At 45.4% G+C, this 21584-nt stretch carries 14 protein-coding genes; 8 read left to right on the forward strand and 6 right to left on the reverse strand.

The genetic code is table 11. From position 1 onward, the window contains the following. The first annotated feature begins 19 nt into the window (after positions 1 to 19). From HUJ21_RS16245 to HUJ21_RS16270, 6 genes are all read left to right on the forward strand, one after another. Positions 20 to 1252, forward strand: coding sequence for an alkaline phosphatase family protein (locus HUJ21_RS16245; protein ID WP_291371631.1), 1233 nt, complete (start codon positions 20 to 22; stop codon positions 1250 to 1252). A gap of 105 nt (positions 1253 to 1357) precedes the next feature. After that, positions 1358 to 3568 (forward strand): DUF5916 domain-containing protein, encoded by a 2211-nt coding sequence (locus HUJ21_RS16250; RefSeq protein WP_291371633.1) that lies wholly within the window; start codon positions 1358 to 1360, stop codon positions 3566 to 3568. 677 nt (positions 3569 to 4245) lie between these two features. Further along, entirely contained in the window at positions 4246 to 4704 is a 459-nt protein-coding gene (locus HUJ21_RS16255; RefSeq protein WP_291371635.1) for a DUF1569 domain-containing protein, read from the forward strand. Positions 4705 to 4814: 110 nt separating this feature from the next. Further along, the gene (locus HUJ21_RS16260) at positions 4815 to 5336 is read left to right on the forward strand and encodes a hypothetical protein (RefSeq protein WP_291371637.1); all 522 of its coding nucleotides are present in this window, start codon (positions 4815 to 4817) and stop codon (positions 5334 to 5336) included. Between the two features lie 412 nt (positions 5337 to 5748). After that, positions 5749 to 5913, forward strand: a complete 165-nt coding sequence (locus HUJ21_RS16265; RefSeq protein ID WP_291371639.1) for a hypothetical protein — start codon at positions 5749 to 5751, stop codon at positions 5911 to 5913. A gap of 10 nt (positions 5914 to 5923) precedes the next feature. Beyond that, complete coding sequence (locus HUJ21_RS16270; RefSeq protein ID WP_291371654.1) at positions 5924 to 6250, forward strand: type II toxin-antitoxin system PemK/MazF family toxin; 327 nt, start codon at positions 5924 to 5926, stop codon at positions 6248 to 6250. 464 nt (positions 6251 to 6714) lie between these two features. Here the strand turns inward: HUJ21_RS16270 and HUJ21_RS16275 are convergent, their stop codons facing one another. The 6 genes from HUJ21_RS16275 to HUJ21_RS16300 form a co-directional block, all read right to left on the reverse strand. Beyond that, positions 6715 to 9012, reverse strand: coding sequence for a hypothetical protein (locus HUJ21_RS16275; protein ID WP_291371641.1), 2298 nt, complete (start codon positions 9010 to 9012; stop codon positions 6715 to 6717). A 233-nt stretch (positions 9013 to 9245) separates the two neighbouring features. Continuing rightward, positions 9246 to 10421, reverse strand: a complete 1176-nt coding sequence (locus HUJ21_RS16280; protein WP_291371642.1) for an efflux RND transporter periplasmic adaptor subunit — start codon at positions 10419 to 10421, stop codon at positions 9246 to 9248. 232 nt (positions 10422 to 10653) lie between these two features. Further along, a complete protein-coding gene (locus HUJ21_RS16285) occupies positions 10654 to 11877 on the reverse strand; it encodes a TolC family protein (RefSeq protein ID WP_291371644.1) in 1224 nt (407 codons plus the stop codon). A 6-nt stretch (positions 11878 to 11883) separates the two neighbouring features. Next, complete coding sequence (locus HUJ21_RS16290) at positions 11884 to 14970, reverse strand: CusA/CzcA family heavy metal efflux RND transporter (RefSeq protein ID WP_291371646.1); 3087 nt, start codon at positions 14968 to 14970, stop codon at positions 11884 to 11886. Between the two features lie 69 nt (positions 14971 to 15039). Beyond that, the gene (locus HUJ21_RS16295; RefSeq protein WP_291371648.1) at positions 15040 to 16752 is read right to left on the reverse strand and encodes an amidohydrolase family protein; all 1713 of its coding nucleotides are present in this window, start codon (positions 16750 to 16752) and stop codon (positions 15040 to 15042) included. Between the two features lie 134 nt (positions 16753 to 16886). Further along, positions 16887 to 17126 (reverse strand): antibiotic biosynthesis monooxygenase, encoded by a 240-nt coding sequence (locus HUJ21_RS16300; RefSeq protein WP_366483702.1) that lies wholly within the window; start codon positions 17124 to 17126, stop codon positions 16887 to 16889. A 580-nt stretch (positions 17127 to 17706) separates the two neighbouring features. Between HUJ21_RS16300 and HUJ21_RS16305 the strand changes: the two genes are divergently transcribed. Further along, a complete protein-coding gene (locus HUJ21_RS16305) occupies positions 17707 to 18693 on the forward strand; it encodes a DUF4097 family beta strand repeat-containing protein (protein WP_291371650.1) in 987 nt (328 codons plus the stop codon). Positions 18694 to 19028: 335 nt separating this feature from the next. After that, a complete protein-coding gene (locus HUJ21_RS16310) occupies positions 19029 to 21209 on the forward strand; it encodes a penicillin acylase family protein (RefSeq protein ID WP_291371652.1) in 2181 nt (726 codons plus the stop codon). Positions 21210 to 21584 lie beyond the last annotated feature (375 nt).

The following is a 21584-nucleotide window of genomic DNA, read 5'->3' on the forward strand; positions in this document are numbered from 1 at the left end:
TTATTACAAAAAACATCCTATGAAGCTTAGCATTTATACCCTTCCATTCCTTTTTGCAGGTATTTTTTTAATTTCTTTTCAGACGAAGGCTCAGGAAAAGAAAGCCTTGTTTATTATTCTGGACGGAATCCAACGAGAATTGCTGATCAAAAACCCCACACCCAATATGGACGAAATCATCTCCGAAGGAGGATATTTTCCGGCCCATGTAGGAGGTGCAAAAGGAGGATATTCAGAAACCCCCACCATTTCGGCTGTTGGTTACAATAGCCTGCTTACAGGTGTTTGGGTAAACAAGCACAATGTAAAGGGAAACAGCATTCGCCGCCCCAATTACAATTACTGGACTATTTTCCGGCATTTCAAAGAAAATTACCCCAATAAAACCACTGCAGTATATTCTACCTGGCTGGACAACCGGACCAAGTTGGTGGGTGAGAATCTGGAAGCAACCGGACGCTTGCATTTGGATTACCATTTTGACGGCTTGGAGGTAGATACCCTGGGTTATCCCCATGACGATAAAAGCGAATACATCAAAAAAATAGATCAGGAAGTGGCCGCTTATGCGGCGAAGGATATTTCCCGAAAGGCACCTGACCTTACCTGGGTATACTTGCAATACACAGATGATATGGGCCACAGGTTCGGTGCCAGCCCGGAAATGGACCTGGCCATTCAGGAAGCAGACAGACAAGTGGGACTGATTTGGTCAGCGATTAAGGAAAGGGAGAAAGAATTTGATGAAGATTGGATGATTGCTATCACCACCGATCACGGCAGGGGAGAGGGAGGTTTTCATCATGGAGGCCAATCCGATGAAGAAAGGGCAACCTGGATTATTTCCAACAAAATATTTAATGAAATTTCCGGTAACACACCCGGAATCGTAGATTTATTTCCCACCATAGCCCGCTATATGGGGGTGGTAATTCCAAAAAATCAGGCCATGGAAATTGACGGAGTCTCCCTATTGGGAGAAGCTTTTGCTTCTCACTTGAAAGGCAGCCTTAATGGGGAGCATTTGACACTGAACTGGCAGGATTATGGCTCCGGTGGAAAGGTGAAAATATGGGCTACTCCAACCAATCAATTTCGATATGGCAATTCAGACCTTTATCGATTATTGGGAGAGGTAGATTTGGGAAAGGAAACTGTTGAATTGGATTTGAAAATGAAATATGATAACCTTAAAGTAGCAATGGAGCTTCCCGAAGGCTTTATTAATGTTTGGTTGAAAAACCAGGAATAACAACGGCTTTCTTCAAATGTTTACCCTTTCAAGGTACCATTTATGTAAATAAAGTAATATGTTTGGTGTTTAAGGGCTTAAATTGGTCTTTAAACACCAAACCTCATGAAAAAACTAATTTTATATCATTTAATATTTTTTTTAACTAATTTAATTGTTCTTAGCCAGGGTCAGGAGTCTGTTGGTGTGTTCGCCGTGAAAATAGAAGAATCCCTTGCCATAGATGGTGAATTAAATGAAAAAGTCTGGCAGGAAGAGGGCTGGATTGCCGATTTTATCCAGACCTTCCCCACCGATACTTTGCCGGCTATTGCCGAAACCAGGGTGAAAATCGCCTACGACGACAAGTTCCTTTACATTGCCGCCATTATGCTCAGCCCGGAACCCCGGGAGGCCTACGTGAGCACCTCCCTGCGGCGCGATTTTCGGGGAAATCAAAATGATGGGATCAGTTTTGTGATTGATACGTTTAACGACAAAACCAATGGCTACATCTTTGGTGTAAATCCATATGGGGTGCAGCGGGAAGCCATGATGGGGAATGGTGGACTGCAACCCACAGATTTTAACCTGGCCTGGGACAACAAGTGGTATTCCGAGGCGGTAATACTGGAGGACCGATGGGTAGCTGAAATAGCCATCCCTTTCTCTACGCTGCGCTACAAAGATGCAACAGACAACTGGAACGTGAACATTTACAGGATTGACAGCAAATACTCCGAAAAAACTACCTGGACACCCATTCCCCGTAACTTCAATGTGACCCACATGGCCTTTTCCCGGAATTTGTATTTCCCGGAACCACTACCAAAATCAGGGGGGAATTATTCGGTCATACCGTATGCTGCAATGGCTACTTCGAATAATTCGCTTGAGGGCATTAGCGAACCGTTAAAGCCTTCATTTGGAGGAGATGCCAAAATAGGGCTGGGTCCGGCCATGAACCTGGACCTGACCGTGAATCCTGATTTTTCGCAGGTAGAAGTGGATGAGCAGGTGACCAATCTGGATCGCTTTGAAATTTTCTTCCCGGAAAGGAGACAGTTTTTCCTGGAAAATGTGGATTTATTTGCTGATTTTGGAACAGACCGTATCCGGCCCTTTTTCTCTCGCCGGATAGGAGTAGATAGGGATGAATCCACAGGGCAGAATGTGCAGAACCAGATCCTCTATGGTGCCAGGTTAAGTGGGAAACTGACCGATGACTGGAGGATCGGAGCCATGAACATGCAAACGGGCAGCGATCCCTTGCGGGGTATTAGCGGCAAAAATTTCTCTGTTGCTGCCCTCCAACGGAAAGTCTTTAACAGGTCCAATGTGGGTGTCATGCTGATCAACCGGGAAACCGTGGATATGGAAAGGGGGGGAGCCAACCTGAAAGGAGGGGACTACAACCGCCTCGCCGGAATAGACTACAATCTTTTTTCCAAAGACAACCGCTGGAGCGGAAAGTTTTTTTACCACCGAACATTTGAAAAAGGGGTACAGGAAGATGTTGGTACCGGACATGCACAGTTGGCCTTTAATGATGTGAACTTCAATGCGGGCCTGGCCTACTCCAATGTGGGAGAAAACTACAATCCTTTGGTAGGATACACACCCCGGGCGGGATACCAGCGGATTGCGCCGGAAATAGGGTACACTTTTTTTCCGGAATCCGAGCATGTGAACAGACATGGTCCCGGCTTCTTGTCCGAAACCTTGTGGAATGCATACCTGGGAGTAACAGATGAGCTGCATACCCTGAATTACCTGGTGCAGTTTCACTCCTTCGCCGAAGTAACCCTTAGCGCCAATAACCAATATACCTATTTGTTTTTCCCTTTTGACCCTACACGGACCGGAGGAGAACCGCTGGCGGATGGCACGGCTTACCGGTACAACTATTTGGGGATTGATTTTCGTACTGACCCCAGGAAAGCACTGGCACTCAGGGGTACCGGACAAGTAGGTCAATATTACAGCGGGACCATGGCCAATTTTACGGGAATGGCACAATGGCGGATTGGTTACCTGGCGAATATTTCCATGAACCTGAGCTATAGCCGGATCCGGCTTCCAGAGCCACAAACAGATGCCGACCTCTTCCTGATCGGCCCACGCATCGATCTTACTTTTACCCGAAGCCTGTTTTGGACCACTTTTATTCAGTACAACAATCAGATCGACAATATCAACATCAATACCCGGATTCAATGGCGCTATGCCCCGGTATCTGATCTGTTTGTGGTTTATACGGACAATTATTTCCCGGACACCTTTGCTTCCAAACAAAGGGCATTTGTAATGAAGTTGAATTATTGGTTGAATTTGTAAAAAGGCTGTCGGTTCGTGTTTCTTCGTCAAATTTCCTTGATATGGAAGACTCCCTGCAGTAGGTGATCAAAGCTGAACTTGGTAAATTTTAATCGGCTAAAGAAGTGCAAGGCTGGTGAGGTACTGACCAAATCCACCGAACACAAATCCCCATTTCCAAGTCGGCTGATACTGTCCAGAATCTAGTCGGGAGGGATTTTTTTGTGAATCAACCATTTTCACGAATGCTTTTTTTGTGATTTGCGTACGACAATCTTTTTTTAGCTACCTTTTGGATCCAGGATTACCTATGTGTGATTTACTACTATGTGGTTAAAAAAATTCGAACTACATTTAAAATAGCGTACGTTATGAAACTCATTCCCCGGTGCACCGAAAATAGCACCACAGGATACTATAGATAAATTTACCAGGTAGAGAATTTCTTTAAGCAAAAATTAAGCTGGTTTAAGAGCCAGCTGATGGTTTTTTGGAAAGGATTATTCAGGCAAATCAAGCTTTTGTAAATTATCTTTTTACGGGTATATTGTGAATAGGCCTTTTGGTGTTGATTTGGAGGGAGTATCATTTATTTTAAGGATGACCCGGGTTCTGTGAAACAAATTGTAATCAATTGATGCTCAAGGAAAAAATTTGGTTTTAAACTGGTATCATTACCAAAACTAACTACAGACAATATGGCTTTACCCAATATTTTCGACAAAAAAGTGGCAGATGAGCTGATCCGGCGGGTTAATTCGCTTAAGTCCAATTCCCCTGCTCAATGGGGTAAAATGAATGTGGCCCAGATGCTGGCCCATTGCAATGTGACCTATGAAATGGCTTATGAAAACAAACATCCCAAGCCAAATTTTTTAATGAGACAAATCCTCAAAGCCTTTGTGAATCAAATGGTCGTAAATGAAACCCCCTACAAAAAGAACGTCCGTACGGCACCGGCGTTTATCATTGCAGATGAGCGGGATTTTGAGGTTGAGAAAGCACGCCTGATCCAGTATTTGCACAAAACCGTGGAGTTGGGAGCAGATCATTTCGATGGAAGGGAATCCTTGTCCTTCGGCAAGTTGTCCAAAGACGAATGGAACAACATGTTTTACAAGCACCTGGACCACCACCTGACGCAATTTGGAGTATGAATATAGTTTATTTTGGTAGGCTGCAAACGGGTTTTTCTTCTTTTGCAGACCTCCCTTTTGGTCCACTTTTGTTTACCTGATAGATTTACCGGGCTATGGGAAAAAAACGGATGCGAAAATACGCAATCCTGGGTCTGACCTGGCTTTTTGTAGTTGCCGGCATCATTGCGGTAGGCAGTTGGCAGGGATTGCATACATTTTCGTTTGCCTGGGTATTGAATTTCCTGTTGATGACAGCGCTGTTGGCCTATACCGAAACCCTGCAGCCCGCATTGCAATCGGACTATTTTGAGACCAAAAAGTGGGAAAAGGGGGGAACGGTGTATCGATGGCTTGGGGTGAACGGTTTCAGGAAATTGCTGGTTTGGATTGGCTGGGAGAAACTCAATAAAACCTCAAGACCGGTAAAAAAGGACCGGGCTGCCTTAGAACAATTAGAATACAAAACCCGCCAATCGGAATTTGGGCACGCAATTATTTTCATCGTCGTTTTGGTTTTCGGTACTGCAGTGGCATTTTTTTATGGGATCAGGGAGTCGTTTTGGCTCTTTTTTTTGAATGTCGTGTTGAATGGTTACCCCATTGCAGTGCAGCGGTATAACCGGCCGAGGTTGCAGCGTGTTTTGGCGTAAATCAATGGGAGGGTAACCTTTGTTTGAAGATTCTTCCAAAGTGTAAAATGGCAGTCAGCAATCCTAGTTTTTAGCTCAGGTCTGTAGCCATTGAAAGCAACCGATTGCCACAGTACGATCCCGTTCATAAAGTCTTTTGAATGTACAGTTTGTTACCACAATGGAAGTACTTGTTTTTTACATCAAAGGTTTCTGGGTCAAAGAAATGGAAAAAGTGCACGTCAAAATGGTTTGGAAATTACTTCAGGGAATTACATCCCTGACAAAAAAACCTGATGTTGGCTTAAATAATTGATACTTGAATGATATACTGAAAATATATACTTTTGTAAAATAAAAACCTATCATGAAGAATAAATCCCTTAAAATTGACGACCTGGTTTTTCGTGAAACCTAAAAAATACGCGAGCGAATGAAACAACCCAGGAATCGTTACATTAACGAAGCAATCTCCTTTTATAATAAATTTCGACGCAAGCAGCTTCTTGGGAAGAAGTTGAAAATAGAATCCAACCTGGTAAAAGCGGATTCCATGAAAGTTCTGAAGGATTTTGAAGCCTTTGATTATGCTGAATAAGCAATAAGAAATAACGACAGCAGATCTAATTCCTCAGATTGGAACGGAACCGAGAATGATTTGGTCGGTGGTGGCCATTCAAACAAACCTGCTCAATAAAATTCCACACCCTTCAACTATTGTTTGTCCAATCACAACAAACGTACAAGCAAAAGCAGAGATTTTAAGGGTTCATTTAAACAAGGGTGTAGCGAATCTGAATCAGCCCTGTGATATCATGATTGACCAGATTAGGACCATAGACAATAAAAGGCTCACCAGGAAAATTGGAACCTTGCCGGATGAGTTAATAGAAAAGGTAATGGAGAATATCCGCATCGTTCTTGCCCTTGAATAAGGTGATAAGTTTTTTATGATGAATAAAATATTATGTGTGACAAAAATTTTTTGGAATTAGGCGGTTGGCAAACAACTCTATAGCCATAATTTTTATCAAATTATCTTCAATTGCAAAGAAATTTAGGACATTCCAAAAAACAGAATTCTAAATACCCTGGTTTTAGCCAAAATAGCGAAAATGTACGGGGCATATGATTGGGAAAGCGAGCGGTTCAAAAGATTTGGCTAAAGCCGATGCTGCTGCTGATAGACCCTATATGCCTACCGCTAAAGCAGTAGGCAATTGATCATACACCAAAATCCAGATTTCAGGCAATGGTTCACTTCCATAACCTCTTCAAAAGGAATATAGCCGATTCCAAAAGATAGCATTTCAATGGCTTTGCCATCATTTAGCAGTCAATAATGCACATGCTACAACCCTTAGGGCACTGGTACCTCCCCTTTGTTTTTCACTTTACTCTACAAAAAATCCGGCCTATCCGGCCCCGCATAAGGCGCTGCACCCGAATTTTCCCCTGAACCTTTTTCCACTTCCAACAATTCCGGATCTTCCGTTTCGGGCGCCTGAATCAGTCCATAATGCCGCCCCATCCAGTAATCCCGGATAAAACCTACCGGCTCCATGATGCGATTACTGTTTTGCCCACCATCCAAGACAATTGCCCTTCTGGCACCCCGGGTGACGGCCGCCTCCCGGGGTGAAATGGCTTTGACACCGCCTTCATAGGAGGTATAACCTTCTTCTACAAACAGGTCATCCCGGTGAGAATTTCGGTAATTGTGCTCGATACAGTCCAGGGTCCATTCACGGAGGTGCTGCACGGCCGCATCCAGGTCCGCATCATTGCCGGTCATGGCTGCATAGGTGAAGTTAAACCAGGGGATCTTTTCCATTCTTTTGATCTCAAAAGTCCTTTCCAGGCTTCTCAGGTAGATGGAGCGCATGTCCGGGTCTTTTTCGTAGCGCAACAGGGTATTGTAGGCCTCAAAGGCCAGATTGTCATCCCAGGGGGCAATCTGGGAAGGAGGGAAGGTGTTTTTTTGTTTGATGGTGTTTTCTGCATAGCCCCAATCCACCAATTGTTCATAGCCTTTTTTGAATCTTTCTTCCCCGGTCAGCGCATAGGTAGCGTAGGAAAATGCCAGCGCTTCCAATCCATTGACACCCCGGTCTGACCAGCCGTACGGCCGCAGCAGATATTCGGGGTTCCAGCGGCCCCAGCGGGTAGGTTCGCCATCGGCATCAATCAAAACCCAGCCGTTGTCCATGATGTATCCGGCAATCCGGCGCATGTGCTCTTTGGCCAGTTCTTTTTCTTTGCCTTTGGCCGCCAGGTCGTGAAACAAGGCCATGCTGTAAAAATGCGCAATAATCTCATCGCTGGAGGCATCGCCTTTCCAGTACCACAGGCTGTCTGAGGTGGCATTCCATTTGGCAGGCAAGCCGCCGGATCCCCTTCGTCCCATTTCTCCTTTATCACCCTTACGGGACCAGATGGATCGTGCAATCAGGCCATCGATCGGGGTGATCCGTTCCAGCCAGAGCATGGCCTGGAAGGCATCCACCGCTTCTCTCCTTGCTGTTTCCTCTCCGGTAACGGCATATTTGTAGCTCATGGCCGAAAGGTAGGTGGCAGTATGCGCTCCGTCGTTATCGCTGATTTCCCGCACCCATTCATTCTCGTATTTATGAATGGTATGGATAAAACCCATCCGCTTATGTCCGTATTGGTCCAGCCAGTATTCGTAATGATCGCTTTTCTTTCGCAAGGTAAATGGTTCGTACCGGATAATTCCGATCCCACCATCCGTGGCAATAAGCACTTCGTTTTCTGCCACTGCAATATCATTGACCTGGTTGTCCGGCAGCCAGTGATCGGCACCGAAATAATGCCAGTCGTCTTCCAGCATGCGTATGGCTCCCCTGGGAGTACCGATCCATATATCCCGGTCAAATCCCTGCTTCAGTTGGCGGGTTTCTTCCACCGGAAGACCATCTTCTCCTTTGATTTGCTGAAGCGATGCTCCTCTCAGTACGCCCAATCCCCGGTCGGTACTGATAAACAAGCGGCTACCCATACTCAGCAGTTCGTGGGTGCTTTTGGAAGGCAAATTGCCCCAGTCGATCAGGTGCTCGTTGACCACCTTTCCGGAAAGTTGTACCAGTTTTCCGGGCTGGAGAATATGTAGCGTTCCGCTGTAGCTGGCGATGGCTGTGATGGGACCCGGTTTGACAGGATCTGCCAGGAGTTGGGTGCCGTCTTCCATCAGCATGGTTACATCACTGGATAGGTATCCGCCTTCAGGTTCAATATTGGTCAATTTCCCACCTTCATATACATAAATGGCATCCCTGGTAGCTGCGTGCACCTTGTCCAGATGCAGGCACACATCAACAAAGCTGTCATCGCTGATTTTTTGCCAATCATTCCCATCAAACCTGAAAAAACCGGAAGAAGCCATTACCCAGGCGTTACTGCCGAAAACTTCCATCTTAATAACTCCAGCAGGGCTGTTTACTAGCGGCTGAAGCTGACCAGTTTTTAATTCCTGCAACTTTCCATTCAAGACGGCAAAGGAACGGCCTGCGAGCTGGGCTACCTGTGTTACGGCTGTGGCAGTGGGAATGATTTCACTTTTTTCCTGAAGGAATGCCTTGTCGGCTACCGGTTCCCATAGGGTTTGCTGGGCTGCCAGTGGTAATCCAACGATAGTTAAAAGAAGACCAAAAGAATAGCATTTTAGCGATTTAATCATGGAATAAGCTTTTGTGAATGGGCGTTTCTTGATGCGATCTATATCCTATACCGCATACCTAAGAAAAAGGCCACTTCCAAGTGTCGTTTCCTAATGCCTGGCCAGGTTGTACAGGGTAATAAAGGATTGGTTATCTGGTTTTTTGAATGGTTTCAGGTTTACCATTTGAAAAAGGAAATTAGCTGCATTCTTTTTGAAAAAACCAGTGAAAAGTTGATCGGAGAATAACTTTTTCAATGATCGTGCCCTCCAGCTTCATTTAGCGCATTGGATAAATAATAGGTGCCAGCCACTACCACGCTGTCTTGAAATAATGCTTCATCAGGATGTAAAATGGCCGTGTAGCCCATGGCTTCGATCCCGGTTCGAACCTGTTTTCGCAGGTATACTTTTCCTGATTCATTGGTTTCCTGCAATACAAAAAGAAAGGTATCGCTGCCTTCCCGGACAATGGCATCCGAAGGTACAGACCATACGGAATCCTGATTGATTACCACATGACTGTTAATATACATTCCCGGCAGGAAGGAATCGTTTTCCTCGTCTAAATGAGCGTGGACCTGCACCACGCGAGCCTTCGGGTCAATGGTGTTTCCGATCCGATAGACATGTCCCCGAAATAGTTGCTCCTCAAAATCAGGTAAGGTGAAAACCACCGCTTGCCCTTCTCTTAACTTGGTAATATCCTGTTCCAAAACTTTCATCTCTACATGGAGGTGTTCGGCGTTGATCACTTCCATGAGCACTTCATGCGGAGCACTGTGTTGACCAACAGAAGTCTGTAAGGCGGAAATTTTTCCTGATATAGGACTTTTTACAAATACTTTTGACTGAATTGTACCCTGCTCCAGGGAGGGAATATCCGTACCCATCAACTGCAAATTACTTTCCAGCGCGGATTTTTTTGCCTGGGCCGTCTGGAATGCTGCCCTTGCTTCCTCGAATTCCTTTTGAGACGAAATATTGTCTTCCCGCAGGGCTTGCTTGCGTTCAAAGTCGCTTTTCAGACTGGCATGATGATTTAGAATTTCCAGGTATTGCTGCTGCAGGGACACATAATCCGGGCTTGAAGCTGTGATTACCACCTGTCCTTTGGCTACCCGGTCGCCAACGATAAAGTGAATTTTTTCTACAAAGACGGTGATAAAAGCGTTAATACTAGCTTTGTACTGTGGCGGGGAATCGATGAATCCAGGCGCTTTTACCAAATCAGCCAGGGGTTGTTTTAGAAAATTTCCCCGACGGATTCCGGTAATGACTTCTTGTTCCGGACTCAATTGAACGCTGGCTTCGCTGAGGGTAGTGGAATCGTGAGAATCTACATTTCCCTCAGCGCTACTAGTCTTCTCCTGGCAGGCGAATTGGCAACTTATAATTAAAATGGGAATGAAAAGATTAAGTCGTTTCATGTGTTTATAATTTGTTTTTAATAGGCCACATGGAATCTTTGACGATTAAAATCATCATTGCCCTGTGTGTTTAATGATGATTTTAATCGTGTCGATTTCATCTGCTTATAATTTGTTTTTCGGTGGTCATAAATTGTCCCGACTCTCGGGAGAATCTCGCATGTTTACCCCCCCGATAGCTATCGGGCCTGTTGGGGCATTCCTCTGTGTGTCGCTTTTGTCATGCCCGATTTCATGGCAAGGTAAAATAGCGGATTTCAAGAAGGGTTTGGTTGTATTCATTCATCAGGTCTAAATGATCCAATTCGATTTCGGTGGCGTATTCCAGGCTGCGGATGTATTCCAGGTAGTCTATTTCCCCCTTGTCAAAACTCGTTTGAGCCGTGCTGACGATTTCTTTCGCCAGTGGCAGTGCTTCCCGTGTATAATAATCGAGCTCTTTGATGTGCATTTCCAAGGCTGTTCTTTTCTGGTTTATTGCCGATTGCCAGCGGATACTCAGATCATCCATCTTATTTTGGGATTGGTACACAGACAAGCGGGCGGATTGCGCCCGTGCCCGGGTGGGCCCAAACCAAAGTGGTAACTGAATGCCGGCCTGGTATCCGAAAAATCCGCTAACGCCATCCACTTTCTGAAACATATACTGCAGGTAAAATCCAGGCAAAAATTTGTTTTGCATCTGTTTTTTTTCTGCTTCAAACCGCTCCTTTTGATGAACCAAATAATCGTAGGAGGGATGATCCTTCAGACTGGGAAGTGATGAGAGTTCCAAGGCCAGGGGAGGCACCGTGATCCGTAACGTATCCGAAGACTGCACCACTTCCTGCAGCTGTTGGTAAGCAATCTGGATCTGTTGGTCTATCTGGGAATAGTTTACGCGAATTTTTTCGGACCTTGCCTTTGCCATTACCATTGCGAGCTTATTGGTCATTCCCGACGTGTACCGCTTTTCGGATGCCCTGAACAGGTTGCGGTATAAGGAATCAAAACCTGCATATTGCTGCTTTTTCTTCGCCAGATAATCCAATTGGTAGCAAGCCTTATACACTTGTTTTTTCAATGCCAGTGTCTGTAAATCGTAGGTGTCTTCCGCGAGCAAACGTTCTTTTTCCAATACCTTTTTTTGGGCAATATATACTCCGGGAAAATTAATGTATTGTTGAAAACCAAATGCATCCACCCCGTCCCCCTCCAGATTTCGCTGGTTTTCTTCGGTTCCGACAAATAATAGAGAGGAGGGGAGGTCCCAGGCGGTTTTGGTCAGGACGCTCCGCTTGTCTACTTCCAGGCGGGCGGCAGCAAGCTCATAATTGTTGTCCAATGCCCGGGACCACACTTCGTCAGGTCGAATTGGACTTTCCTGAGCCTGACCAAGCACGGGAAACCCGGTCACCAAGATCAGGAAAAAAGTGGCTTTTCCTAAGCCAAAGGCCCTTGTTTTCTTTGATTTCACAACAAATTACACCACTGGCAACACAATTAAAGTTAGAAAAAAGGCCGTGATTAGTCCACCGATTACCACTGTTGCTATTGGCCGTTGAACTTCGGCACCAGCTGAGGTCGACAAGGCCATGGGTATAAAACCCAGAATATCAGTGGAAGCTGTCAATAATACCGGACGTAAGCGGTTTTTGCAGCCTTTCAAAATGCGTTTCCGGATATCGGATTCACCGCTATTTTCCAGGTCATTGAGGTAACTGATCAGTACGATACCATTGAGCACCGCAATCCCAAACAACGCAATAAATCCAATTCCCGCAGAAATACTAAAGGGCATACCCCTGATCCACAGAGCTACAATTCCGCCGATTACTGCCAATGGAATGGATAAAAATACCATAACCGTTTCCGATACAGAATTAAAGGTAAAGTAAAGCATAATGGCAATCAACAATAAGGCCAGGGGCACTACTTTGATCAGGCGGTCACGGGCCTCGTTCAGATTTTCGAACTGCCCCCCATAGGCGATAGAATAGCCTGTAGGCAAATTCAACTCAGCTTCCAGCAATGCCTGCACATCGGTGACAATGGATTCTACATCCCTTCCGGTGGCATTCAGACTCAAAACGATTCTCCTTTTAGTATCATCCCTGGATATCTGCGCCGGGCCGGCTTGGAAGCTAATGTCGGCCACTTGTTTTAATAGTATTTTTTCGCCGTTTTCCAGCGGCAGGCTCAACTCGTTTACCACTTCGGTATTCACGGTCTCCCTGTCCAGGCGAAGGGCAAGGTCAAACCTGCGCTCGTTTTCAAAAATAGTGCCTACGCTGCTCCCGGCAAAGGCGGTACGAATTACCTGGTTGACATCGGCAATGTTTAAACCATATAGCGCGAGTTTATCCCGGTCATAGCGAATGGAAACCTGCGGTAACCCGACCAACTGCTCCACTTTAATATTATCGATTCCTTCTACATCCCGTATAATGGAAGCCGCTTCCAATCCGTAGCGATACAGGGTTTCGAGATCCTCCCCAAAGATCTTGATCGCCAGGTCCGATTGCACACCGGTAAGTAATTCGTTGAACCGCATTTCTATAGGTTGGGTAAACTGGTAGGTGATGCCAGGGAGGACGGAGAGTTCCTGCGTCATAAGGTTTGCCAGCTCTGTTTTAGAATCTACCCTTGACCAATCAACCGGTTCCTTCAGCTTGATAATGATATCGGACATTTCCATGGACATGGGGTCGGTGGGAATTTCAGCAGCTCCGATTCTACTGACCACCTGCTCCACCTCATCGGGAAATTTCTCCAGTAAGATGGTTTCAATCTTTGTGGTGATATCAATGGTTTGTGACAAGGAAGTGCCCGGCTTCAATACGGGCTGGATCACGTAATCGCCTTCATCAAGTGTAGGCAGAAATTCCCCACCAAGTCGCGAAAAAATAAACAGACTGATACCAAAACCTATCAATGCAGTGATTAAAACGAATTTATAATGTTCCAGGGCTTTGACCAATACGGGCTCATACCAACTGTGTAGGGTTCGGATAATCCTGGCGGAAAGTGTTCTTTTTTCATTTTTCGAAGGGCGGACAAAAAGGGCAGCCATAACCGGCACATAAGTCAGGCAAAGGATCATGGCTCCTCCCAGGATAAACATAAAGGTTAGCGCCATGGGTCGAAACATTTTCCCCTCTACTCCGGTAAAACTCAAGATGGGAATGAAAACTATCAAAATGATGATCTGACCAAAAATGGCTGCATTCATCATCTGGTTTGAGCTATCAATAACCAGCTTGTCCACCTGCTCTTTTTGTGCTTTTCCTTTTAATCCGGGAAACTTTTTACTCATTTGGTAGACGACATACTCGACCACCACTACCGCTCCATCGATCAAAATTCCAAAGTCGATGGCTCCAAGGCTCAGCAGGTTGGCATCCACCTGAAATAGACTCATCAGTGAAATACCAAAAAGCAGAGAAAGTGGAATAACAGAAGCTACCAATAACCCACTGCGAAAGTTTCCCATCAGGATTACCAGAATGAAGATGACAAGCAAGGCACCCAGCACGAGGTTTTCCTGTATGGTGGAAGTGGTCTTGTCGATAAGCACCGAGCGGTCCAGGAAGCCATTGATATACACCCCTTCGGGAAGGATTTTTTCTATTTCGGCAATGCGTTCTTTGACGGTTTTGATAACGGCATAGGAGTTTTCACCTTTCAACATCATGATCTGCCCGAGTACTTTTTCCCCTTGTCCGTTGCCTGTAATGGCCCCAAACCGGGTGGCATAACCATAACGCACGTCTGCCAGATCCCCTATGGTAAGTGGTAAACCGTCTCGATTGGTTACAACAATTTTCCGGATGTCTTCAAGGGATTGAATCATACCTTCACCCCGGATAAAGTAGTTGGACTGGTTTTTTTCCAAATAGGCCCCGCCTGCATTTTCATTATTGTCTTTTAGGGCCTCCAAAACCTCCAATAAAGAGATGTCCTGACTCCTTAGTTTTTCCGGCTGCATGGCCACCTCATACTCTTTCAGATAACCTCCCCATGTATTGATCTCCACTACCCCTTTGATACCGGTCAACTGCCGCTTGATCAGCCAATCCTGAATTTCCCGCAGGTCCATGACGGTATATTGATCTTCATAACCCGGCTTGGTTTCCAAAGTATATTGGTATATTTCTCCCAGTCCTGTAGAAATCGGGGCCATTTCAGGACTGCCAAAATGAGCTGGGATGTCTTTGCTGGCCTGCGCCAGTTTTTCCCCAATCAATTGTCGTGGCAGGTAGGTGCCCATCCCTTCCTCAAAAACCACGGTAATGGTGGATAGGCCATATTTTGAAACGGACCTGATTTCTTCCACGCCGGGCAAATTGGCCACGGAAAGTTCTATTGGGAAAGTGATAAATTGTTCTACCTCTTCAGTAGCCAGATTTCGGGCTACAGTAATGATCTGAACCTGATTACTCGTAATGTCAGGGACAGACCCGATAGACAGACGCTGAAAGGAAAAAAGTCCCCAAATGATCATGCCCAGTACGGCTAAAAGAATAATGAATTTATGCTGAACGCTAAAAGTGATTATCTTATTGATCATTTAATTAACTGTTTCCTGCAATTTAAAAATTGTTTGGGGGTTTTATTATGACTGCCCTCATGATAAATGTCACTGTTTATAGACCACTTGCCCATTTATTATTGTCATGACAACCTTTGTCTGCAGGATTTCTGCCTCCGGGATTTCCATGATATCCTGGTCAAAAACAACCAGATCTGCCAATTTCCCAGGTTCAAGACTTCCTTTTATATTTTCTTCAAAGGCGCCATAGGCCGCATCCAGGGTATAACTTTTCAATGCCTGCTCCCGGGTCATTTTCTGATCTGCTTCGTAACCCCCATCCGGATTACCCTCCAGGGTTTTTCGGGTAACACTGGCATAAAAATTAGCCATAGGATTGAGGGGTTCTACAGGGACATCCGTACCGTTGATGACTGGAATACCAGTTTTTAGAAGCGCCTGCCACATATATGCTCCTTCTTTAATCCGTTGCTCTCCCAGGCGATCGATGGCCCAGGGTCTGTCTGAAGAGAGGTGGATGGCCTGCATGGCTGGCAGTACGCGCAGTTCTGCAAACCTGGGAATGTCTTCCGGATGCAGGTGCTGGGCATGTTCTATCCTGAATCTGTGATCAGGAACTTTTCCCTCCAGAGCTTCAAATGCCGCCTGATACCTATCCAATACCTCTTTGTTGGCCCTGTCTCCGATGGCGTGGGAACAAACCTGAAATCCGTGTTGCAGGGCCTTTTCAGCAACCTCCTGCACATAACTCATGGGCAGGGTTTCGTGACCAAAATGACCGGGCCTATCACTGTACTCTTCCAATAACCAGGCCCCCCGGGAGCCCAGGGCTCCGTCACAACTCAATTTGATGGACCTGATGGTGAGCAGGGAATCAATTTCAGGTCCCCTTTCGAACCATTCTTCAAGTAATTCCCTGTTGCCGCCTGCAATCATGGTGTACATTCTGAGCTTCATTTTTCCTTCAGCTTTCATTTGCCGGAAAAGGTCAAGGGTAGCAGACCCTATCCCTGCATCATGAAATCCGGTAATGCCATTTTGAAAACAGGCAGCCTGGGCCAACTCAAATGCCTGCCTGTCCTTTTCCGGACTACTTTCAGGAATATGCCGGGAGATCAACCCCATGGCCCTTTCATTGAAAACGCCTGTAGGATTACCGTTTTTATCCCGGATAATTTCGCCTCCTTCCAGTTGCTTTGAATCATTCATTTGTTCTTTTCCCAGCGGATTCAGGCCCGCAATTTCCATGGCTTTTGCATTGGCAAAGCCTGCATGACCACTGACATGGTACAAAAATACCGGGTGATCCGGGGAGGCTTCACTCAAGGCCTGGTGTAAAGGGAATCCGTTTACTTGTTCTCCGGGAGACTCGGTCCATTTGCTTTGGTGCCAGCCCCGGCCTATAATCCATTCACCTTCCGGAATCTGTTCCGCAGCAACTTTTACCCTTTCGGCAATCTCCCTGAAACTTTTGGTGTCGGATAAATCCAGGTTTAATTCGTTGTAGCCCATGCCCATGAAATGTCCATGTCCTTCAATCCATCCCGGAGTCATGGTTTTACCTTCCAGGTCAATGACGGCCGTTTCTGTTCCCTTGTACTTTTCTGCCTCCTCCAGGCTACCTGTGAAAAGGATTGTGCCACCTTTTATGGCAATGGCCTCTACTTTAGGCTGGTCTGGAGAGACGGTGTAAATGATGCCATTGGTGAAAATATGGCTTGCCTGTTCTTTGGGTCCGGTACAGGCTCCCAGCAGCATCAGATAGCAAATTCCGATTGATAGAAGATTCTTGTTTGTCATGTGGTTAAAGTAAGTGAGGATGAAAAGGGATATTCGATTAAAAAGCATAATCCGATTCGACCTTGCAAATTCTGATTTTAAAATGCTGATACCATTTTTCCCTGCCGGCTTTTTGTGCCAGGCGGTGCTGGCTTTCATTTTTCCAGGCGGTGCTGGCTTTCATTTTTCCAGGCGGTGATGGCCTCCCTGCTTTCCCAATAGCTGACCGTGATGCCCAGTTTGTCTCTTGCCGATTCATGACCCAGGTACCCTGGTTGCTGACGGGCAAGATCATCCATTTTTTGGGCCATTTCGGCATAACCCTGATCGCCTGGGGTTCGGATATTGGTAAAAATTACCGCATAATAGGGAGCTGGAGGGGTATTACTGATCATGGGCGAAAATACTTTTTTTAAAAACGGAAGTTTATTTTTTAATTTTTAATCCAATTCAGTTTTAAAATATAGCATGGGTTCAATATAACAGATGCCAATAAAAGTAACAAAAAATGATCAAACCCGGATTATGCAGCAGGAATCTTTCTAAACACTGAAACTGCAGGAAAATCCAGCCCTACCTTGCAACAGAAAAGCTTAGGGACTGATTTTGAGGAAATATCAGGTCTGATTACTTCCGGATCCTGGGGCAAATCGGGTAACGTGTATTTTAGGTAGATGCATTCAGTCAGAAATCTTTTGATGGAAAAGCTTTTGCAAGGAGTTTAATTTTTCCTGTTTTCTGAGTACTTCGCTGGTTTTAGCTTTCACGGCCTGATTTCGGCTTATTTATAAGCTACTTAGGCTTATCCTTGATTTTGTCCGGTAAACATTTTTTTGTGTCCGTTTTCGATCAGTTGAAAAAATTGTTCATTCGTAGAATAGGCTAAATTTCGCAAAAGAAAAGCTTTTTGGAATTTGGCACTTGATTGGATTAATTCTTTTGAAAAAAAACTAATAGCACTTATTGATTGAATTCATGAAAACACTACGTGGTAAGCTGGAAAAAAAAGTGTGGAATTTTTATTTCCCTTTCCAAAAGCATTTGAATGTCAGCGGGACACTGCTGCTCAGCATTATATTATTCACCTCTTGTTTGGATCCGGAACTGGAAACGCTGGTGGATTATGAAGAAAGTTTTGCAGGTATTACTGCCATTGAGGTAGAAGCAGGGTCTCTACCTGTTGAATATGTGGGCAGCCCCGATGAAGAAGATGTTTATCTTGATGCTTTACTCAGGTCAAATGTCAATGGAGGAAAGAATATCTCTTATCAGGTGATAGAGGATAAGCTGTATGTAAGCTTTGATCAGAATGGCCTGGGAAGGGGCAGATCAGAGGGGCATATCCGGCTTTCCGGTCCTATTCAAATGTCCTTACAGCTTCAGGCAGGATCCGGTGAAGTCTTTGCAGAAAATGTAGTGGGCGACAGGATTCACCTGGAGGTAAATTCCGGCAGGGTTGGGGCTAGAAATCTGGAAGCTACCGAAGTATACCTTGCTGCCAGCTCTGGCGAGGTGCTGGCAGCCAATATCAAGGGTAATACCATTGCAGACCTTTCGTCTGGAAAATTGACGCTAAGACAGGTTGATGGTAATCTGGATGCTACTTCATCTAGTGGAAATATGGAATTTCAGGGAGTAAAGGGTCTTTTGAATGCGGAATTGAGTTCCGGAAACATTGACATGGAACAGGTCGAGGCTTTGGGCAGGGTAACGCTGAGCTCTGGCAAAGCCACAGGAAGGGATATTGGTTTAAGTGAACATACTTTTTTAAAAGCTTCTTCAGGAAATATTTCCATTCAGACCAACAGTAATATTTCCGCATTTAATTATGAAATCCACGCAGGTAGCGGAAGGGTGAAGGTAGGAGAAAGCGAATCATCCGGGACCTTGAAAATTATGAATGGTTCTGCGCATACTATCAAAGGGGAAGTGAGTTCCGGAAAAATTGAAATAGTAAATTGATATTTAAATAGCAGGTTTTTTGAGCCAACAGGAAAAACAAGGGTCTTTTCCTGTTGGCTTGTTTACTCCTATATCCCTTTAATAATCCAAAGGGGAAAAAAAATCAGTTTTGGTAAACTTTTAATAATCAGCCTGTTTTTGGCAGATAAATTTTCTATTTAATTCCCGTTTTTTATTTTTACAGGTAAAAAATCAGGGGATTATTCTTTTTTATTGTCTGAAACATGATTTTTGCCTATTATTGATCGACAGTTAAATCAGGTCTGCGACCAGGCATGTCAAAACAGTTTTGCCAATTTGAGGTAACTTCAAGTATAAACGCTTAACCACCAACCATGAGAAAATTACAATTATCCTTGCTGGCCCTTTTGCTTTGGGCTTGCCAGGCTCCAGTCAATACATCCTCAAATGACCTGGAAAAAAGGGCTGAGAGGGTAACCATCATCAGGGATGATTTTGGTATCCCTCATATTTATGCTTCGACGGATGCCGATGCGGTTTTTGGGATGCTTTATGCCCAATGTGAGGATGATTTTAGAAGAGTAGAAAGGAATTACATTTGGGCCACCGGCCGCCTGGCAGAACTGGAAGGAGAAGAAGCCCTTTTCAGCGACCTGAGAGCCAGGCTTTACATGACCGAGGCCGAGGCAAAAGCTGCCTATGAGGAAGCGCCCCAATGGCTTCAGGAATTGTGTGATGCTTTTGCCGATGGGGTGAATTATTATTTGGAAACCCATCCGGAGGTAGTACCGCAGGTTTTGACCCACTATGAACCCTGGTTTCCCATGTTTTTCAGTGAAGGATCCATTGGGGGAGATATAGAGCGGATTTCCACCCAAAGAATTCAAGCTTTTTATGAAGATCAGGAGCCCCTGGCCTATTCCGAATTTGGCGATGGGCTGCTACACCCTGATCCCTATGCAGAACCAAAGGGTTCCAATGGCATCGCCATCGCACCTGAATTGAGCAAATCGGGCAATGCCCTATTGCTGATTAATCCGCACACCTCTTTTTATTTCCGGCCTGAAATCCATGTGGTGAGTGAAGAGGGCTTGAATGCCTATGGGGCCGTTACCTGGGGTCAGTTTTTTGTTTATCAGGGTTTTAATGAAAAAACAGGCTGGATGCATACATCCACCCGCCTGGATTTTATGGATGAGTTTATGGAAACCGTACGGGAGTCTGGCGAGGGCTATGAATATGCCTATGGAGATGCGTGGAGGAAAGTGGAGGAAATTCCGGTTACGCTAAAATACAGCTCTCCGGAAGGATTGCAAGAAAGGTCTTTTACCATGTTCCGTACCCACCATGGCCCTGTAACCCATCAGCTGGATGACAAATGGGTGGCTACCAAAATCAACTGGGATCCTGTGAATGCGCTGATACAAAGCTTTACCCGGACCAAACTGGATAATTACGAAGCTTTTGAAGAAATGATGGATATCAGGACCAATTCTTCCAACAATACTGTTTTCGCAGACGCCGAAGGGAATATTGCCTATTTTCATGGGAATTTTATTCCCAAAAGAGATACGGCTTTTGATTTTTCGAGGCCCGTAGATGGCAGCAATCCGGCCACCGACTGGCTGGGTTTGCATACAGTGGAGGAGAGCATCGTCATTCATAATCCCCAAACTGGATGGATACAGAATTGTAACTCTACACCTTTTACCGCTGCCGGTCCTTTTAGTCCTAAAAAGGAAGATTACCCCTATTATATGGCTCCGGATGCCGAAAACTTTCGAGGCATACATGCCGTTGGATTGTTATCGGAAGCCAGTGAATTGTCCCTGGATGATTTGATTGCCCTGGGCTATGATCCTTACTTGCCTGCTTTCGAATACCTTGTCCCCATTCTTTTACAAGCCTATAATACCGTCGGAGAACCGCAAGGAGAATTGGCTACAGCTCTTGGTTTGCTGCGTGATTGGGACTACCGGACCAGCGAGGAATCCGTGGCCATGAGCCTGGCTCATTTCTATGGGATGGCCTTTAACCGGTCTATTGGTAGTTCTTATGCCTTGATCCCATTTAATCAGGAGGCAGGCGTCTCCCTGGATTTTGAACCGGAAGAGGTGGTTGCTGCTTTTGAACAGGCCGTCGCCCAGTTGGAAGCTGACTTTGGCTCCTGGAAAACAGAATGGGGGGAAATCAACCGATTTCAGCGATTAAATGGAGACATCGACCTATCCTTTGATGATGAAAAGGAAAGCCTCCCTGTGGGTCTGGCATCCGGCCGCTGGGGCGCATTGGCCTCCTTTGGTGCGAGTGCCAAAGAAAACACCAAAAAAATCTACGGGTCCTCTGGCAATAGCTTTGTAGCAGCAGTGGAATTTGGTGAAAAGGTCAGGGCCAAAAGTTTGCTGGCCGGAGGTCAGAATGCAGACCCGAAATCTCCGCATTTCGACGATCAGGCACAGATGTATGCTGATGGAAAATTCAAAGAGGTGGCCTTTTACCGGGAGGATGTGGAAAAAAGGGCGGAGGAAACCTATCATCCAGGTAAAAGGAGATAGTTGGCAATGGTACTGCTGGGTACCTATTCCGGGGTAAAGGTAATCGATCTATATCCGATTGCCTCAGGCAAGGCCCATCTCCATAACCCTGAAACTGCTTCCGGCATTGGATTTAGCGCTAAAAAAATAGCGGAATTCTTCCATCTGATACCAAAAAATTTTGTGCTAACGGGTTCGGTTTTTGTTTAAGGATGCGATTCAACAATCGTGGCCGGAACCAGTTTTGCAAATCCTTTTTATCTGGGGTTTAACATTGCAAATGTCGAACAGCAGGGCTCAAAGATATAATGTGGAATTTCCTTTAAATTCGAAAAGTGGGAAGGCCGACAAAAAACCGAGCTTGTCCTGACGATAGTCAGTGGCCTGTCCTGAATT

The sequence above is a fragment of the Cyclobacterium sp. genome (assembly GCF_014762705.1).
Classification (GTDB): Bacteria; Bacteroidota; Bacteroidia; order Cytophagales; family Cyclobacteriaceae; genus Cyclobacterium.

Excerpts from the sequence above, each read along its gene's own strand:
- HUJ21_RS16245 (WP_291371631.1), top strand. The coding sequence starts at position 20 with ATGAAGCTTAGCATTTATACCCTTCCATTCCTTTTTGCAGGTATTTTT.
- HUJ21_RS16250 (WP_291371633.1), top strand. The coding sequence starts at position 1,358 with ATGAAAAAACTAATTTTATATCATTTAATATTTTTTTTAACTAATTTA.
- HUJ21_RS16255 (WP_291371635.1), top strand. The coding sequence starts at position 4,246 with ATGGCTTTACCCAATATTTTCGACAAAAAAGTGGCAGATGAGCTGATC.
- HUJ21_RS16260 (WP_291371637.1), top strand. The coding sequence starts at position 4,815 with ATGCGAAAATACGCAATCCTGGGTCTGACCTGGCTTTTTGTAGTTGCC.
- HUJ21_RS16265 (WP_291371639.1), top strand. The coding sequence starts at position 5,749 with ATGAAACAACCCAGGAATCGTTACATTAACGAAGCAATCTCCTTTTAT.
- HUJ21_RS16275 (WP_291371641.1), bottom strand. The coding sequence starts at position 9,012 with ATGATTAAATCGCTAAAATGCTATTCTTTTGGTCTTCTTTTAACTATC.
- HUJ21_RS16280 (WP_291371642.1), bottom strand. The coding sequence starts at position 10,421 with ATGAAACGACTTAATCTTTTCATTCCCATTTTAATTATAAGTTGCCAA.
- HUJ21_RS16290 (WP_291371646.1), bottom strand. The coding sequence starts at position 14,970 with ATGATCAATAAGATAATCACTTTTAGCGTTCAGCATAAATTCATTATT.
- HUJ21_RS16295 (WP_291371648.1), bottom strand. The coding sequence starts at position 16,752 with ATGACAAACAAGAATCTTCTATCAATCGGAATTTGCTATCTGATGCTG.
- HUJ21_RS16300 (WP_366483702.1), bottom strand. The coding sequence starts at position 17,126 with ATGATCAGTAATACCCCTCCAGCTCCCTATTATGCGGTAATTTTTACC.
- HUJ21_RS16305 (WP_291371650.1), top strand. The coding sequence starts at position 17,707 with ATGAAAACACTACGTGGTAAGCTGGAAAAAAAAGTGTGGAATTTTTAT.
- HUJ21_RS16310 (WP_291371652.1), top strand. The coding sequence starts at position 19,029 with ATGAGAAAATTACAATTATCCTTGCTGGCCCTTTTGCTTTGGGCTTGC.